The organism is Polyangium sp. y55x31 (genome assembly GCF_029946505.1).
GTDB lineage: Bacteria > Myxococcota_A > Polyangia > Polyangiales > Polyangiaceae > Polyangium.
In genome coordinates, this window is the sequence record NZ_JARZHG010000004.1 from 176,604 (window position 1) to 191,674 (window position 15,071).

Annotated in this window: 14 protein-coding genes; 5 read left to right on the forward strand and 9 right to left on the reverse strand. The window is 68.6% G+C overall.

Going from position 1 to position 15,071, the window contains the following annotated elements; genetic code table 11:
* Positions 1 to 9 precede the first annotated feature (9 nt).
* The 4 genes from QHF84_RS09695 to QHF84_RS09710 form a co-directional block, all read right to left on the reverse strand.
* Complete coding sequence (locus QHF84_RS09695) at positions 10 to 888, reverse strand: hypothetical protein (RefSeq protein WP_281312933.1); 879 nt, start codon at positions 886 to 888, stop codon at positions 10 to 12.
* Positions 889 to 1,062: 174 nt separating this feature from the next.
* Positions 1,063 to 2,088: a hypothetical protein gene (locus QHF84_RS09700; protein ID WP_281312934.1), complete on the reverse strand. Its 1,026-nt coding sequence runs from the start codon at positions 2,086 to 2,088 to the stop codon at positions 1,063 to 1,065.
* 115 nt (positions 2,089 to 2,203) lie between these two features.
* A complete protein-coding gene (locus QHF84_RS09705) occupies positions 2,204 to 2,815 on the reverse strand; it encodes a hypothetical protein (protein WP_281312935.1) in 612 nt (203 codons plus the stop codon).
* A 3-nt stretch (positions 2,816 to 2,818) separates the two neighbouring features.
* Entirely contained in the window at positions 2,819 to 3,472 is a 654-nt protein-coding gene (locus tag QHF84_RS09710) for a hypothetical protein (protein ID WP_281312936.1), read from the reverse strand.
* A gap of 214 nt (positions 3,473 to 3,686) precedes the next feature.
* On the opposite strand from QHF84_RS09710, the gene QHF84_RS09715 reads away from it, so the two are divergent.
* Positions 3,687 to 5,813, forward strand: coding sequence for a protein kinase (locus QHF84_RS09715; RefSeq protein WP_281312937.1), 2,127 nt, complete (start codon positions 3,687 to 3,689; stop codon positions 5,811 to 5,813).
* 53 nt (positions 5,814 to 5,866) lie between these two features.
* Positions 5,867 to 6,541, forward strand: a complete 675-nt coding sequence (locus QHF84_RS09720) for a DUF2490 domain-containing protein (protein ID WP_281312938.1) — start codon at positions 5,867 to 5,869, stop codon at positions 6,539 to 6,541.
* An 11-nt stretch (positions 6,542 to 6,552) separates the two neighbouring features.
* Here the strand turns inward: QHF84_RS09720 and QHF84_RS09725 are convergent, their stop codons facing one another.
* The 5 genes from QHF84_RS09725 to QHF84_RS09745 all read right to left on the reverse strand — a co-directional run bounded on the left by QHF84_RS09725 (position 6,553) and on the right by QHF84_RS09745 (position 11,712).
* The gene (locus QHF84_RS09725) at positions 6,553 to 6,918 is read right to left on the reverse strand and encodes a hypothetical protein (RefSeq protein WP_281312939.1); all 366 of its coding nucleotides are present in this window, start codon (positions 6,916 to 6,918) and stop codon (positions 6,553 to 6,555) included.
* A gap of 170 nt (positions 6,919 to 7,088) precedes the next feature.
* Positions 7,089 to 8,762, reverse strand: coding sequence for a sigma 54-interacting transcriptional regulator (locus tag QHF84_RS09730; RefSeq protein WP_281312940.1), 1,674 nt, complete (start codon positions 8,760 to 8,762; stop codon positions 7,089 to 7,091).
* A gap of 49 nt (positions 8,763 to 8,811) precedes the next feature.
* Entirely contained in the window at positions 8,812 to 9,270 is a 459-nt protein-coding gene (locus QHF84_RS09735; protein ID WP_281312941.1) for a hypothetical protein, read from the reverse strand.
* A gap of 5 nt (positions 9,271 to 9,275) precedes the next feature.
* Complete coding sequence (locus tag QHF84_RS09740) at positions 9,276 to 10,331, reverse strand: hypothetical protein (protein WP_281312942.1); 1,056 nt, start codon at positions 10,329 to 10,331, stop codon at positions 9,276 to 9,278.
* Positions 10,318 to 11,712 carry a serine/threonine-protein kinase gene (locus tag QHF84_RS09745; RefSeq protein ID WP_281312943.1) on the reverse strand — a complete coding sequence of 465 codons (1,395 nt, stop codon included), beginning with the start codon at positions 11,710 to 11,712 and terminating at the stop codon, positions 10,318 to 10,320. The genes QHF84_RS09740 and QHF84_RS09745 overlap by 14 nt, the downstream gene beginning before the upstream one ends.
* Positions 11,713 to 11,907: 195 nt before the next feature.
* Here QHF84_RS09745 and QHF84_RS09750 point away from each other — a divergent pair, with 195 nt between their 5' ends.
* The 3 genes from QHF84_RS09750 (at position 11,908) to QHF84_RS09760 (ending at position 15,008) form a co-directional block, all read left to right on the forward strand.
* A complete protein-coding gene (locus tag QHF84_RS09750; RefSeq protein ID WP_281312944.1) occupies positions 11,908 to 13,377 on the forward strand; it encodes a hypothetical protein in 1,470 nt (489 codons plus the stop codon).
* Positions 13,378 to 13,483: 106 nt separating this feature from the next.
* On the forward strand, positions 13,484 to 14,635 hold the full coding sequence (locus tag QHF84_RS09755; protein ID WP_281312945.1) for a zinc-dependent alcohol dehydrogenase: 1,152 nt from the start codon (positions 13,484 to 13,486) through the stop codon (positions 14,633 to 14,635).
* A gap of 22 nt (positions 14,636 to 14,657) precedes the next feature.
* Positions 14,658 to 15,008, forward strand: coding sequence for a hypothetical protein (locus QHF84_RS09760; protein ID WP_281312946.1), 351 nt, complete (start codon positions 14,658 to 14,660; stop codon positions 15,006 to 15,008).
* The last annotated feature ends 63 nt before the right edge of the window (positions 15,009 to 15,071 follow it).

The following is a 15,071-nucleotide window of genomic DNA, read 5'->3' on the forward strand; positions in this document are numbered from 1 at the left end:
GCGCGCACGTCATTGCGACACCCAGGAGCAATACTCGACGGGCGTGGGCGCTGGACCGCATCGGCCACCGAGGTTCGCGCCGAGCTTGAACACGTAGACCCTGCCGTCCTGAGACACCCAGCCCGCCTCCAGGTGATCCCAGACCCCACAGGACCCGCCGACGTCTCGAGTCGGCACAGCCGCTTCGCCCATCGTCCCCGGGAGCCCGTGCGCCACGAGCGGCAGCTTGGCGTCTCCGGAGCGCGTGCGCCGCAAGAGTTCGACCTTGTCGCCATCGCCCACGAACTGGAACTCGACCGCATTGAAACGCAGCGCGTGCGGATCGACGGCGAGACCGGAAGGGCCGCAGTCTTGGCCGCCGATCTCTCCCGGGATCAGCGATTGCCAGCGGCCCTTGTCCAAGGCTCGCTGCGCCTGCGGGCGACGGGTGGCCCGTGCCGAGTGTGCCCAAAGCGTGAACACAACCTGGTTGTTCGTTTGGACGTCGAGGAAGGCGAGGTGCAGGCTGGCTCCTTCCTCGATGGTCCATCGCTCGTCGAGAATGGCGATGGTTCGACCATCGTCGCTGATCGCCGGGAATCGCCTCGCGACCTCGGGTTCGACCGTGGTCGTTCCATCCGGGCGCAGATCGAAGCGGAGCGTGACCGGCGTGAACGCCGCATCGGCCTTCGGCGCTCCGGCGTTACACTTTCCGTCGCTCGAAGGCGCCGCATGAGCGTCCCCGTCGGGCGGGCTCGGGGGAACGCTCGCTTTTGGCGAGGGGATGCTCGATGGCGAGGGGATGCTCGATGGCGAGGGGATGCTCGATGGCGACGGCGCGGCGCCGCGACACGCCGCGACCACCCCGATCGAGGTTGTGAATGCAGCCTTGGTCCATCGAGAGATCATGGTGCAGTATACATACGCCTCGGCGATCTGGAACAGTGCATCGTGGTGCCCGTCCCTTGGGACTGCGTCGATGCGCCAGGATGAGGTTTGTCGGCCCAACGCCAGCTTCTGCCGCGCGTGGGTACGCGTAGCGCACCCACGCATCGGCCAGCAAGCCCTTGTTGGGCGGTTTCGTCACGGTTCGCCCTCGATGTAGATGGCGCTCCAGGGTTCCGCCTCCAGCCACTGAGCGAGCGCTAGCTTCATCACATCACTGGCCAGCCGACGACACTGCTGTACTGGAATGTCATTGTTGCGCCGTGCATGTACAGCGCAGATGAGGTCCCCGAGCACCGGAGATTCAGTCGCACGCACGACCTCGAATGCGGCGAGGCGCTTGCGAATGTCTCGTACGCGCGCCTCGGCCTTCGCGACCCCTCTCGAAATGCGCGCGTCGACGTCTGGAAAAATCTTGATGACTTCGGGAGCGATCGTAGCCCTTGCAAGGGCGCCACAGACTGAAGCGCCTGCGGAAATCCACATCGTCCCGCTCGGTTCGTGAACGACCTGCAATGGAGCATTGGCCGCTGTCTTGAGTGCCATTCGTGTCCGTGGAACCTGGTCTACCGGGACGACACTCGTGATAGCTGCCTCGGCGCACTTGAACTCGGCGTCGAGCGCCGGAAGGTCACGCGTCGAGCCCCAGTACGGTGCCGAGGCCGCGAACGCTTCCTCAGGATGTGCACCAAAAACCTCACACGGGAGAGTCGCGTCGGCGCTGTCGTAATCGTGTCCAGCCTCGTCAAGACCGGTCCTCAACGCAATCAGAATCGACGCCCCCAGAGGGGACGAATCGTACACGTGACAGAGCCCTGGTAGAGCCTTCGCTCGTGCAAGGTGTGCTGCCGCCGCAGCCATCTCGTTCGCGTCCCACGCAAGGTATGCGAGGCCAGCCTCCCCGACGCAGAAGTTTGCAAGCTTGAGGAACTCCTTGCGCGCGGCCGCTCTGTCTTTGCGGAGCGCCGCCAGCGCTCGTACCACCTGATCGAACAATGCTTTCGAATCGCCCACCGGAACGATCTCACCTCCCGGCCGAGCGGGCGCAGGCACGATTGTGGAGTTAAGCGTCGTCGTGACGGCCTCGCTCGGCCTTTGTTCGGTGGGGCGTCGGTCGCAGCCCACGAGCACAAAGATCAAGGCTGCGAAGGTCAAGAGATGCATTGATCTGTTTCCTGGAGTCCGCCCAACGGCCTGCGGGTGAGCCGCGAAGCCCGCCGCTGTTGTTCGCAAGGCTTCTGTCCTCCACGCGGCGTGCGTCGTCGGATCCAGCCGCTCGTTATGCCGGACATCGGTCGTTGAACCCGACATATACGACTGCCTGACGTAGAGGTGACGCAAGCTCATCAAGCCACACGATGCATCCTTCTGGATTTACTTGTACGCCCTCGTCTGCAAGCGGGACGAACGCATCGGGCACCCACGACAGCAGAATCGAGCGAGAAGACGCCTCAGCGTCGTTGTCCTCAAAATAGGCGACCCAGCTTCCATACGGAGGCGCGTTGTTTACATCGAAGAAGCCGTTTGAAGCGACTTCCGCTGCACCGTCAGCGAGGTTCAGGTCCGGGAAGTACACGAGCAATCTTCCTTCGTGCGCTGAAGGAAGCGCAATTCGGCGCCCTTCGAGCTCGCGGCGCCGATTGTAGGCGACATCTCGAACGCAGTCCCAGCGGTCACGGGGTAAAACTCGCGGGCGGACGGTTTCCTGGCGGAAGCAGTCCTTCGGCGACAAGTGGTCGATGCGCATGGCGCACCAAGTTGCAGCTTCCTCGAGCAGGAGTTGCAGATATTCAAGCCACGACGATGCGTCCGAGAGCTTGAACCCGAACTCGGCTCCGGCTTGTGTCGCGCGAAGGAACCGCTCAGCGTCTGCCTGCGAGGTTATCCGCATCACTCATCCTCTCGGCATAACGCGAGGGTCAGCAGCACCGGCTTGTTCGACCGGCTTCGGCTCGCATTTGACATGCGGTTTCTCCGTCAGCACGAGCTTGTCGCACAATAGAAGGTCGCTCTGTTCATCCGGCATCTCGTTCGCAGGGATGTCGACGACTCGTCCACGGCCTGGAACCTCACGTGTATGTGTTGTGATCAGCTTCATCAGGCACGGTTCTGCGAGCGCGAAATAGCCCTGCTCGCTCAATGCATCCGCGAGTTGGACGCAGCGCCGGGAATCCGCCCATTCATATGGGCCACAGAGGTATTCCTTGAGCTCCGGGAAGACCTGCCATGGATGTCGGCTGCCAACGATGAATTCGCCAACCCCAAACGAGGTGAACGCGCGCCTGCCTCTCGGACCAAAATCGACCCGAACACGACGACCATCTCGGAGATTCTTGATGTCGAACTCGAGCCCGTGGAAGTGGAATCCCCATTCGCCATCCGCCGTCCTGTCGATGGCATCGAGCCCCGGATCGTCCCGGCGCCGGCCGAGGATCCAGTACTCGAACGGATCGATGCCGATGGCCTGAGCAACGAGTGGGATCAGTTCTCGCTGACGAGCCACCAGCTCGACCGCCGCAGACAAAAATTGGCACTCGAGCTCGTTCATCCCTGTGGCCTCTGCTCTCCCGGTCTAACGCTTGGCTCACCCGCGGTGCAGGCCCTTGTTGGGCGGTTCTTGCGAACCGTACTTCATCTTGGAACCCGGGCGCGACTTCCCCTTTCAAGCCCTGCGACGTACGCGCCCTCCGCCTCCCGCCCCCGCCCGTCTGTCGCGCACTTTGACGGCAGGCCCCCTCCCCGCCTACCATCGCTCCCCGAGCATGCCGCTCCTGCGCTCCCAAGACGTCGATCTCCGCGACCTCGCGCGCGGCGCGCCCCCGCTCTCGGATGCGTGGGGCAGCCCCACCGGCGCTCGCCTCGCCAGGCTGCTCGGCGTCGGCGGCATGTCGAGCGTGTTCCTCGCCGAGGTCGATCCAACGAAACGTTCGAGCGCGCTCTCGCCGCTCTGTCCGCCCCGCATCGCCGTGAAGGTCATGAAGCCGGCCATGGTGTCGGACCTCATGCAAGAAGGGATCTTCGCCGGGCAGCTCGCGCAACGTGAAGCCACGGCGCTCAGCCGCATCATGGACCGCACGCCGCCCACCGAGTTCGTCGTGGGCTTCTACGGCATGGGCGAAGCGCCCGTCGACGTGCGCGGGCGGACCGTGAAGTTGCCTTGGCTCGCGCTCGAATACGTCGACGGCGGGCCCGATGGATCATCGCTCGCCGATCGCATCACGCGCGCGCCCGATGGATGTGATCCGATCCGCGCCCTGCGCCTCTGCCGCGGCATCGTCGAGGGCGTGCTCGCGCTCCACGACGAGGGCATCATCCATCGTGATCTCAAGCCCGACAACGTGCTCATCGTCGGGCCCGTCGGCGACGAGACGCCGAAGATCGCCGACTGCGGCATCGCACGCGTCGCCGACGCGACGTACACGATCGCCGCGCTCACGCGCGAGTACGCGGGCACCGAGCAGTGGCTCTCGCGCCCCGGCGAGAAGAACCCGCTCATCGGACCGTGGACCGACGTGCACGCGCTCGCCGCCGTCGTGTGGTTCGTCCTCGGGGGCGAGCACTGGTGCCGCGGGCCTTGGGACAACGGCTTTCTCGTGACCGGCGAGCGTCGATCCCTCGTGACCGCGCCGCGCCTGCATCCGGGCTTCGCCGCTGATCGCGCGACGCTCGTCGAGCTCGATCGTGTGCTCGGCAAAGGCGCCTCGCCCGCCCTGCCCGAGCCCTGGCGCAACGAGGAGGCCGCGTGCGCGCTCGCCCCGCGTGAGGCGCCTTCACGCTTCGACTCGGCCCGCGCTTTCGCCGACGCGCTCTTGCCGCTGCTCGAATCGGCTGCCTCGCGCTGGAAGGCCCGCGCCGCGCGCGAGGACCGCGCGACGACCGCGTTCCGCACGACGCAGGCGCTCGCGACCCCCGCCGTGACGCTCGAGCCGACCGCGGAGATCGTCGAGCTCCAGCCCGTCGAGATCAAGGGCGTGATGTTACCGCCTCTCCGGCCCGGCAACGTCGCGTTCCAGCCCGACGGCCGCGCGCTCGCGCGCTTCGGCGGACGGCTGATGTACCTCTGGGGCCCGCGCGCTTTGCCCATCCCCGTCGGGCCCAAGGACGCGCCCGTCGTCGCCGCGACGACGTCCGTGGTGCGCGGACCACACGCGGGCTTCGCGCTCGTCGGACCCTCGCACGTGCGGCTCGTGCGGCCGGGTCAGATCGTGCCGCTCGTGCTGCCTCCGCGTGAGACCCCGATCGAAGCCGCGCTCGGGGATGGGCAGACGTTCGCCGTCGTCACGGCGGCCGTCGAGGGCGACGAGGACAGCTTGCCCGAGCTCTGGCTCTGGAACGACGAGGGCTGGTCGGCGCCCGTCGCGTTGCCCCTGTCGGGCCACGTGCTCGCCCTGTCCTCGGGTCCTTACGGGATGCTCGTCGTGGGCGCGAACGCGAAGGGCACGCGCGGGCGCGCGCTCTTCGCGAGTTACGACGGACAGACGACGGTGTACGCGAAGGGCGTGCAGGACAAACCCGCGCTGTACACGGCGCTCTGCAGCGGCGAGCGGCTCTCGTGGGCCGCGGGCGAGGGCTTCGTGCTCGGCCTGGATCGAGGCGCGGTGATCCCCGAGGAGGTCGAGGCCAAGGATCGGCCGGTGGCGATGGCGCTCGATCCGGTGGGGCTGCCGTGGATCGTGACGTTGTCCTCGGTGATGCGCCGGCAAGCCGGCTCGACGTCGCCGGAGTGGCGGACGTATTACGAAAAGGACCCGGGGGCGCCGCCGCTCGTCGGCATCACGTTCACGCACGAGGGGGCGCGTGTCATGGACGCGCGTGGTGGTGGAGCGAACCTCGTGCCGCGGGACATCGGGAGCTGGCAAAGCACGTCCGCGGTGCTCGATCACGGCTAGGGTACGCCCGATCGCTTGACCACCAACGATTCCTGTGGCTCGACTGCGGGATCATGAAGCGCGCCCTCGCCGTCCCAGCCGCCCTCCTCGCGCTCTGCCTCGCGTCCGAGGCGCATGCCGATTACGAAGTCTGGCTCTGGTCCGAGAACCGCGTCCCGATCGTCCGGGCGGACAAGCCGACGTTCCCGCGCATCGACCTCCGCGTGTACGCCGAGTCGCGCCTGAACGGTCGAAGCGGCGGCCTGCACCAGTCGTTCCTCCGGCTGGGCCCTCTGTTTTACCTGACGGACTTCCTGTTCGTCGGCGTGCACGGGACGATCTACGCCGATCGGCTGCCCACGGGCGCGTTCGCGCAGGAGGCGCGCTTCGAGCTCGAGCCGAACTTTTTTGGTCGTATCGGCGATTTCACGTGGAACGATCGGAACCGGTTCGAGGCGAGGTTCCGCGAGACGGAGACGAGGTACCGGTATCGCAATCAGCTCCGGATCAACTATGCGCCGAAGGGCGCGAAATGGCTGCCGTTCGTCTGGGACGAGGTGCTCGTGGACCTCTCGGGGCTCGGCCTGAACCAGAACCGCGCGCTGATCGGCCTCGCGCGGATGCTCTCGCCCCAGACGCGCCTCGACGCAGGCTTCATGCTCCGGAGCCGCGAGGATGCTTCGGGGTGGACCCACGATCGGGTCTTTTTCATGGCCCTTTTCTTCGACGTGCCGCCGCCGGCGAAGTGACCCGGGCTCCCTCAGCGCGGGCGCGCCCTCCGGCGTCCCCACGCGAGCGCCGCCGCGGCGAGGAGGGAAAGGGGCAGCGGCGCCGGAAACCCCGGGGTCGTCGAGCAGGCGATGATGGGCTGCTTCGAGCTGTCGTCGCCGCCCGAGCCACCGGAGCCACCCGAGCCGCCGGAGCGCAGGTCCTCGCAGGTGAGCACCCCCGGATCACTTTCGTCGGGGATACAATATCCGGCCCTGCCGTCGCCGTCCGTGCAATCGTCCCCCTCCGCGAGGCCGACGCAGGCTGCCTTGTCCGCTTGGTCCGCGCGCGCCGGCGTGACCGCGGCGAGGATCGTGGAGGCGAACACCAGCGCGAGTGTCTTCGAATACAGGCTCATGGGTTTTCCTTTCGGTGCGAGCGCCGTTCGAGGCGCTCTCCTTCCCATGAACACGATCCATACCAACGGGCCGCGGGCGGGTTTGCCGGGGAAATCGGCCGCGGCATGCAATGACTTGCGCAGGGCGGTGCGCCAGGGGTTGCACACCGGCCGGCGGTCCGAGAGCGACCTCACTCCTGCGAGAGGCGCATCTTGGATAGTTTGTAGAGCAATGTTCGGCGCGGCAGGCCCAGGATTTCCGCGGCGCGCGTGCGATTGCCGCCCGCCTGCGCCAGCGCCTCGACGATACGCTCACGCTCGAAATCACGAACGGAGGCGCGGACGTCGGGCGCTGCGACGGGCCGCTCGGTCGCCGGGGCGCGCGCCGAGGGTTTTACGGTGTGCGGGAGGTGCTCGACCTCGATGACGCCGTGATCGGCGAACGCGAGCGCACGGGAGAGCATTTGCTTGAGCTCGCGCACGTTGCCCGGAAAGGCATACCCCGCGAGCGCGCTCTGCGCGGAGGCCGAGAGGAGCGGCGGAGATCCGTTCGAAAGCTCCTCCAAAAGGTGCCGCGCGAGGGCGGGGATCTCGTCCCGGCGCTCGCGGAGCGGCGGCAAGAGGAGGAGCGCGCCATTCAAGCGGAAAAGGAGGTCCTGGCGAAAACGACGCTCCCGGACGAGGCCTTCGAGGTCCTGGTGGGTCGCGGCGACGATCCGAAGGTCGACCTTCCGCTCCACGTTCGCGCCGACACGGCGGACCGATTGCTCTTCGAGGACACGCAAGAGCTTCGCCTGGAGCGCGAGGGGCAATTCGCCGATCTCGTCGAGGAAAAGCGTGCCCTTGTCGGCCGTTTCGAGCAGGCCCGCCTTCGCTCCCACCGCGCCGGAAAACGCGCCGCGCTCGTGCCCGAAAAGCTCGCTCTCGATGAGCGCCTCGGGCAGCGCCGCGGTGTTGACGGCGACGAGAGGCCCTTTCCGCCGGCTGAGGCGGTGAATCTCCCGCGCGACGACCTCCTTGCCCGTCCCCGTCTCGCCCGTGACGAGCACGCTGATCGGGCGCGGCGCGATGCGGCGCAGGTCGGCGTGGATCTTTCGCAACGACGGGTAGCGAAACGCCGGCGGGACGTCGTGATCGTCCTCGGTCGCGGACGACGACGGCGCGGCGAGGAGCTGCCGGAGGATACGCGGGACGGCGTCGGTGCGGTCGTCCGTGAGCAGGAGCGTGGCGTGGCGGGAGGCGCGCTGCGCGAGAGCGTCCACGAGCCACGCAGCGGTGGTCGCCGTGGGCGCGGCGAGGAGGAGCGTGGTGTCGGAGACGAGCCCGAGGAGCGCCTCGGGCGGGAGCTGCGCGAGGACGGTGAGCGCGTCCGGCGACTCGTGGAACGGCGCGGAGAGCTCGATGGCAGCGATGGCGACGGGGCTCTTCGCCGCGGCGCGCAGGGCGACGAGCCCGACCTCGAAGCCCGAGACGAGCTCGAAGGCGCGCGCGCCGTGCGGCAAGCTGGTCCTGCGGATGAGGGAGAAGCGCCCCTCGCCGGCGACGATCTCCGCGCCGAGCGGGAGCGGGACGGGCGCCTCGCCGAGGCGCGCGCCTTCGAGCAAGGTGCCGTTGCGGGAGCCGAGATCGCGGACGGTGACGTCGCCGGCGAGCCCATCGAGGGCGAAATGCAGGCGGGAAAGGGTGGGATTCGCGAGGCCGAGGGACGCCTGCGGGTCGCGGCCGACGCTCACGACGCCGTCCGGGGGCAGCGCGACCACGAACGGCTTTTGCGGGCCGAGCGCGACCGTGAGGCACAGGCGCGTCTCCCGCGGTCGCGCGGCGTAGGCGTGGTCTTCGGTCTGCTGCGGCGGCTTGCGGTCCATGGCGGCCGGTCATCCTACCGCCGTTCGAGGGCGCGCACCCGCGCGGCGCTCAGAGGCAGGGGTCTTTCGCGACGACCGTGAGCGTCGTGTCGTCCTGGAGATCGAGCGCGCAAGTCGTGGCATCCGTGGGGCAATCGTCGTGGCCCCACGCGACGACGATCTCCGGGTCCGAGCCGCCGCTCTGATCGCAGAAGGCGCGCAGCGTGGTCGTGCCCTTGGGGACGCAGGCGAGGCCGGGATGGCCGTACTCGAAGTCGATGTCGGTGCCGTCGAGCTCGATCTTGATCGACCCGGTGACGTGTACGGTCAGCTCGACGTCGGCCGCGCCGCAAGGGGCGCCGCCGTCGTCGTCGCCGCCGCTGCCGGAGCTGCTCGATCCGCCGGAGCTTGGGTCCTCGCCGCAGCGATCCGCTTCGCAGGGCTCGAGGTCGTCGGTGCCGAGGATCTGGGCGCAGTTGGCGAGGGCGCCGAGGGAGAGGATCGTCACGGTCGTCGCGAAGGTTTTCATGGGGCTCACCAGGCGCCGTCCACAGCAAGACCCGCGCCGGTCCATCGCAACGTGGCGGTGATGGGAGAGGCGCTCCGGTTTTTCGTGACGACCCACGTCACCGCACCGGCCGCGAGGAGCGCGGCGCCGACGGGGATGGTGACGGAGGAGGTGGTCGTCAGCGCCTGATGGGCGGCGAGCAGGTCGTGGTACGGGGGCGGGCACTCGCTGCCCGGGCATCCGCGCTCCAGCCTGTCGACCTGGGACATGGCGAGCCCGCCGGTCACGAGCCCCGCCGCGAGCGCGAGCCCTCCTGCGGCGAAGGACACGGGGACCCACGGGGTGAGGGCACGTCGAGGCGGGGGCTCGGCCGGCGCGGGACGGGGAGCGAGCGGCGGAGCGGCGGCCGTCGGCGTCGTGGTGAACGGGGGCAGCGCGGATGCCGGGGGCGTGGAGGCGGACGGCGCGGGCGCGGGTTCGGGTTCGGGTTCGGGCGCTCGAAGCTCGACGGGGAGGCGCTCACCCTCGGCGAGCGTGATCGTTTTCTCCACGGTCGCGTCGCCGCGGACGAGGGAGACCCGGTGCTCGCCGGGATCGAGCGGGATCTCGGCGCCGAGCGTGTCGCTCGGGAGCGGCGCGCCGTCGAGGAGGATCTGCGCGCCCGGGGCGCTCGGCAGGGCGGTGATCGTCACCTTCGGGATGCGCGCGCCGATGGCCGCCGCGAGGGCTCGGGCCTCGGCCCGCGCGTCCTTGCCTTTTTGCGTCTCGGTGGGCGAGACGGGCATTGCTTCGATGGAGGCGAGCAGCCGGTGCGCCTCGACGAGCTTGTGTTCGCCTTCGAGCATGCGCGCGAGCTCCAGGCGGAGCACGGGCGTCGGGGCGAGCTCGTGGGCCCGGCGGAAGCGCTCGAGGGCCTCGGCGCGCTTGCCCTGCGTGCGGAGCCGCTTCGCCTCGACGTAGAGGCGCTTGGCCTCGTCGCGGTCCGCCGCGGGATCACCGGCGTATACGCTCGCGGGTGCCGCGACGACGCTCGCCACGAAAAGGAAACACCCTGCCCAGCGGATTCGGTCATTCGATCGCATCGTCATCGTCTGCATGGCTCGTGCGGGGTCGAGCCGAAGGCCCATGCACGGGTGGTGCCGCCGGACGCGAGGTCGTCGGTGAAGCCGTGCGCGCAGGCGGCGAAGGCGCGCGCGGAGCGGACGCAGCAGAAGCGGGCGCGCTCGCGGACGCGGAAGAAACGGGGGCGAGGGCGACCGTCTGGAGCGGCGGCGAGGCCGGCGGAGGCGCGGCCGCGGCCTCGGAGGGAGCCTCGACCGCGGGGAGCGACGTGGGCGACAGGAACGCGCGGAGCGCCGCGAGGGCACCGCCGAGCCCGAGGAGCCCGACGAGAAGCAGAGGCCAGGACCTCCCGCGGTTCATCGGGAGCTGCACCACCTCGGTCACGGGGCTCGGCGCTGCGATCGTCGAGCTGATGGGTCGCTCCGCGACGGTCACCTCGGCCGCGGCCTCGCCTTCCGCGGGAGAAAAATAGGGCGCGAGCAGGGCCGCGGCTTCATCGGTGGACGTCTCCATTTCGGCCTCGATGAGGGCCTCCTCGATGGCCTCCTTGAGCGCCAGCGCCGTGGGAAATCGCTCGTTCGGATCCTTTTGCAGCGCGCGATCCACGACAGCGCGCAGCGGCGCGGGCACGCGTTCATGCAAAGCGGGCGCAGGCGACGGGCCGACGAGCGCGGCGAGCCGCCCGACCTCGGTTTGTCCTTCGAAGGGCGGGTGTCCCTCCACGAGGTCGAACGCGACGGCGCCGATCGCCCACACGTCCGCGCGCCGATCGAGGTCCTCGGAGCGGGCTTGCTCCGGCGCCATGTAGTTGATTTTCCCCTTGATGAACCCTGTCGTCGTGTCGGCGGCGAGCCGCTCCTTGGCCTTGGCGATGCCGAAGTCGATGAGCTTGCCGATGCCGAGGCGCGACACGAGGATGTTCTGCGGCGAGACGTCCCGGTGCACGAGCCCGAGCGGCGCGCCCTCCTGCGCGAGCTCGTGGGCCGCGTGCAGGCCGCCGCAGACATCGGCGAGCACCCGGAACACCGCGCGGATCGGCAGCGTCTTGCCCTCGGCCTCGGCCCGGTAACGCAGCTCGTCGAGCGAGGCGCCGTCGACGAGCTCCATCACGAAGTAAAGCGAACGCGGGTCCTCGCCGACCTCCCAGATCTGAGCGACGTTCGGGTGCTGGATCCGCGCGACGAGCCGCGCCTCGTCGAGCAGCATGTCCTGGAAGCGCTTCAGGCTGGCGCGCGCGGGCTGCATCACCTTGATGGCCGCGAGGCGCTCGAATCCGCCCGGCCCCACGGTGCGAGCGCGCCAAACGGCCGCGAAGCCGCCGCGGCCGATGACCTTGAGGAGCTCGTATCGCCCCAAACGGTCGCCGGGGAGAAACTCGTGGCCCAGACAACCTCCAAGCATGCATTTCGCTTCGGGTTTCGGCTCTCCGCGAAGGTAGCCGTCCTCGTGCGCCGCGGTCAACCGCGCGAGCACGTGTGCAAGGAGTTGCTCATCCCCGGGCCAAAGGTTGCACACGCGGGCCGAGGCGCGCCGAGCGTAGCGCGAGGCGGCGGGCCCTCGGAGGGCGTGGCATCGGCGTTGCAATGGTCGATTGCCATGAAAAACGACCGGCTTTCTCCTTTTGCACCCTCGCTCCTCTCGATTGCGCTCGGCCTCGCCCTCGCGGCGTGCGCCGCCGGCGTGGACCCCAAAGGCGGGCCGTCCAGCGACGGCGACGGCGGATCCGGTGATACCGGCGGCACCGGCGGCGCGGGCGTCGGCGGCACGGGGGGTGGAAATGGCGGCGGCGGCGCGGGCGGCGGCCCCTCGACGCCCCCCGAACTCGGCGCGCCGCTCGTCTTTCGCGAAACGGCGCCCGCGGTCCTGGTCGATACGATGAACCCCGCGGGCGCAAAATGCGGCGTGTTCCCGCCCATTCAGGGCAATTCCCGGCGCATCGTGGTGAACCTCGCCGATTGTGATCTCGGCGCGGCGACGGCCGACGTCGTGGGCGTGATCGGCTCGGTCACGGTGCGGACGACGTCCCTGGACGACATCGACGTGCGCGTCGAGCCGAGCGACGCGGCGATCTCCGGCGCGCCGCACACGGTCGGTCCGCTCGTCTCGGCGACACACGGCTTCGTCGTGATGCGCGGCGCGGACGGCGCGTTCGTGGTCGAGGTGCCCGGTACGGCGAGCGCGGACGTGCTCGTCGAGCTCGGCGCCTTCCTCGTCCCGAAGGCGGCCGGCGGGCATTACGTGCACCTGCTCGACCAGCCCGTGCGGTTTTACGCGGCGAACCCGAACGACGACGGCTGGAAAGACCCGTGGCCGACGCTCGGTACCGTGCATCGTTATCCGGTGCTCGGCGCCGATCAGGGGGCCACGGGCATGTTCGGCGCGGTGCACCTCGGCCCGGGTGTTTGGCGAGACGCACCGGTCACGTTCCACATGGGGCCTGTGCAGCCGGCGGGGGCCGGGAACGACCTCACGCGCTGGGCGAGCGCCCCCGCGGATTCGCATTTTCCCTGGCGGTACACGAGCCTCTTCATGGTCGGGGCCGAGGGCGGCGAGGTCGAGCTCCGCAGCAGCTCGGAGACCGAGCCGGGGACCGAGAGCGGCATCGAGCCGTGGATCGACGCGGTCGGCTTCCTCTCGCCCTCCGCAGCGGACGGCCTCGTGTATCGACCCCTCGAAAAACCGCTCGAGACGCCCGAACCCGTGATCACCCACAACGACGAGGATCAGCGCTTCACCACCGGCCTGCCGGAGGCGGTGGGCGTCGTCGGCACGCTCGTTTTCGATTTGCCGCCGTTCGAGACTCCCCAGGGATATCGGTGGTTTCACGTCATGGTCGGAGCCACGGCGGATACCTTCCCGGGCGCCCTTGGCGGCGGCCTCGAAGGGCCCGATTGGATGACCGCGGAGCTCAACCAGAATGGCAAGGTCACGACCCGCTTCGTCACGCGCACCGACGCCGAGGGCGCCTTCGTCATGCGCCATTACGCCTACACGAGCGGCGGCGCCTCCGGCGTGTTCGGGGTCCCCGTCACCGTACGTATCGAGGGCGCGCTGACGAAGCCGTGATCGCTCCCCCGATCTTTCCAGACAGACGCGATTCTCTCGGAATGTTTCGGGCCCGCTGACCGCCGGTCTACCTCTTGCATTCGTGCGCCTCGGGAGGGGATCACGAATGCTGGCACTCACATACCATGGCCCGAAGCGGGTCCGTGTCGAGGAAAATCCCGAACCACGGATCGAACATCCGAACGACGTCGTTCTACGCGTGACGCGCGCGACGATCTGCGGATCCGACCTGCATCTGTACAACGGCTACATTCCCGACACGCGCGTCGGCACGATCTTCGGCCACGAGTTCACCGGCGTTGTCGAGGAGGTCGGCCCCTCGGTCGCGAGCTTGAAGCGAGGCGATCGTGTCGTCGTGCCCTTCAACATCGCCTGCGGCACGTGCTTCTTCTGCCAGCGCGAGCGGACCTCGCTCTGCGAGAACACGAATCCCCTGACGAAGATCGTGGGCGGCGTGTTCGGGTATTCGCACACGACCGGCGGCTACCAGGGCGGACAGGCCGAGCTCGTGCGTGTCCCCTTCGCCGACATCGGCCCGATGAAAATCCCGGACGACCTTTCCGACGAGGATGCGCTGTTTCTATCGGATATCCTCCCCACGGGATATCAGGCGGCGGAGATGGGCGACATCACGCCCGAGGACACCGTCGCCGTCTTCGGCTGCGGGCCCGTCGGCCTCTTCACGCAGCGGAGCGCGTGGATCCAGGGCGCGCGTAGGGTCATCGCCATCGACTCCGTCGAATACCGCCTCGCGTTCGCCCGAGAGTACAACGCGGTAGAAACCATCCATTTCAAGGAGCACCCCGACGTCGTCGCGCGGCTGCTCGAAATGACGGACGGGCGTGGCCCGGACGTGTGCATCGAGGCTGTCGGCCTCGAAGCCAAAGGGTCGCTTTTGCACGGCGTCCTGGGCAAAACGCTCCGCGTCCAGGCCGGATCGCCCGTGGCGCTGAACTGGGCGATCCAGGCGGCGCGGCGCGGCGGGAGGGTCTCCATCATCGGCGTCTACGGGCCGCCCTGGAACCTCGTGGACGTGGGCTCCGCGATGAACAAAGGCCTGACGATCAAAGCAGGGCAATGCGACGTCAAGCGCTACATGCCACGCCTCGTGGAGCACATCCGAGAGGGGCGCATCGACCCGAAGGCGCTCATCACCCACCGCATGCCGCTCGAGGAGACGGCCGAGATGTATCGCATCTTCAATGCCCGCACGGACGGGGTCCTCAAGGTGGCCCTCATTCCGCCAGGAGCCAAGTGATTTTCCAGGAGGGAGGGGAAACATGCACAAGAAGGAAGAACGACCGAATGACCTGCCCTTCTGGGGCGCCGATCGAAGCGTGACGAACAGGCCCGGCGTGCCGCGCGAGACGGCGCCGCATCCGATGGGCCACGCGCACTGGATCAAGCCCGAGCAGCAGCCCTTCGACGAGGAGGCGCCGGTGATGCCCGAGATGACGATCACACGGAAGACGCCCGTCTTCAGCACGGCGCTGCCGCCGCGTGGGCTCTCCGGCAAGCTGCGCCTCATTGCGTATACGATTCCCGACCATCACGTCGGCCACTGGATCCTCTGCATCACCGCCGATCGGGTGGACGTGGTGGAGGGCCTCTTCCGCCGCGCTCGCGCCTAGCTCGATCTCGCGTCGGCTCCATTTGACACGCCGCCCTGGCCTCGTGACAATGTCCGCCCTGGC

Bases quoted from the DNA above. Each gene is read 5' to 3' on its own strand.
- QHF84_RS09695 (WP_281312933.1), bottom strand. From the start codon at position 888: ATGATCTCTCGATGGACCAAGGCTGCATTCACAACCTCGATCGGGGTG.
- QHF84_RS09700 (WP_281312934.1), bottom strand. From the start codon at position 2,088: ATGCATCTCTTGACCTTCGCAGCCTTGATCTTTGTGCTCGTGGGCTGC.
- QHF84_RS09705 (WP_281312935.1), bottom strand. From the start codon at position 2,815: ATGCGGATAACCTCGCAGGCAGACGCTGAGCGGTTCCTTCGCGCGACA.
- QHF84_RS09710 (WP_281312936.1), bottom strand. From the start codon at position 3,472: ATGAACGAGCTCGAGTGCCAATTTTTGTCTGCGGCGGTCGAGCTGGTG.
- QHF84_RS09715 (WP_281312937.1), top strand. From the start codon at position 3,687: ATGCCGCTCCTGCGCTCCCAAGACGTCGATCTCCGCGACCTCGCGCGC.
- QHF84_RS09720 (WP_281312938.1), top strand. From the start codon at position 5,867: ATGAAGCGCGCCCTCGCCGTCCCAGCCGCCCTCCTCGCGCTCTGCCTC.
- QHF84_RS09725 (WP_281312939.1), bottom strand. From the start codon at position 6,918: ATGAGCCTGTATTCGAAGACACTCGCGCTGGTGTTCGCCTCCACGATC.
- QHF84_RS09730 (WP_281312940.1), bottom strand. From the start codon at position 8,762: ATGGACCGCAAGCCGCCGCAGCAGACCGAAGACCACGCCTACGCCGCG.
- QHF84_RS09735 (WP_281312941.1), bottom strand. From the start codon at position 9,270: ATGAAAACCTTCGCGACGACCGTGACGATCCTCTCCCTCGGCGCCCTC.
- QHF84_RS09740 (WP_281312942.1), bottom strand. From the start codon at position 10,331: ATGCGATCGAATGACCGAATCCGCTGGGCAGGGTGTTTCCTTTTCGTG.
- QHF84_RS09745 (WP_281312943.1), bottom strand. From the start codon at position 11,712: ATGCTTGGAGGTTGTCTGGGCCACGAGTTTCTCCCCGGCGACCGTTTG.
- QHF84_RS09750 (WP_281312944.1), top strand. From the start codon at position 11,908: ATGAAAAACGACCGGCTTTCTCCTTTTGCACCCTCGCTCCTCTCGATT.
- QHF84_RS09755 (WP_281312945.1), top strand. From the start codon at position 13,484: ATGCTGGCACTCACATACCATGGCCCGAAGCGGGTCCGTGTCGAGGAA.
- QHF84_RS09760 (WP_281312946.1), top strand. From the start codon at position 14,658: ATGCACAAGAAGGAAGAACGACCGAATGACCTGCCCTTCTGGGGCGCC.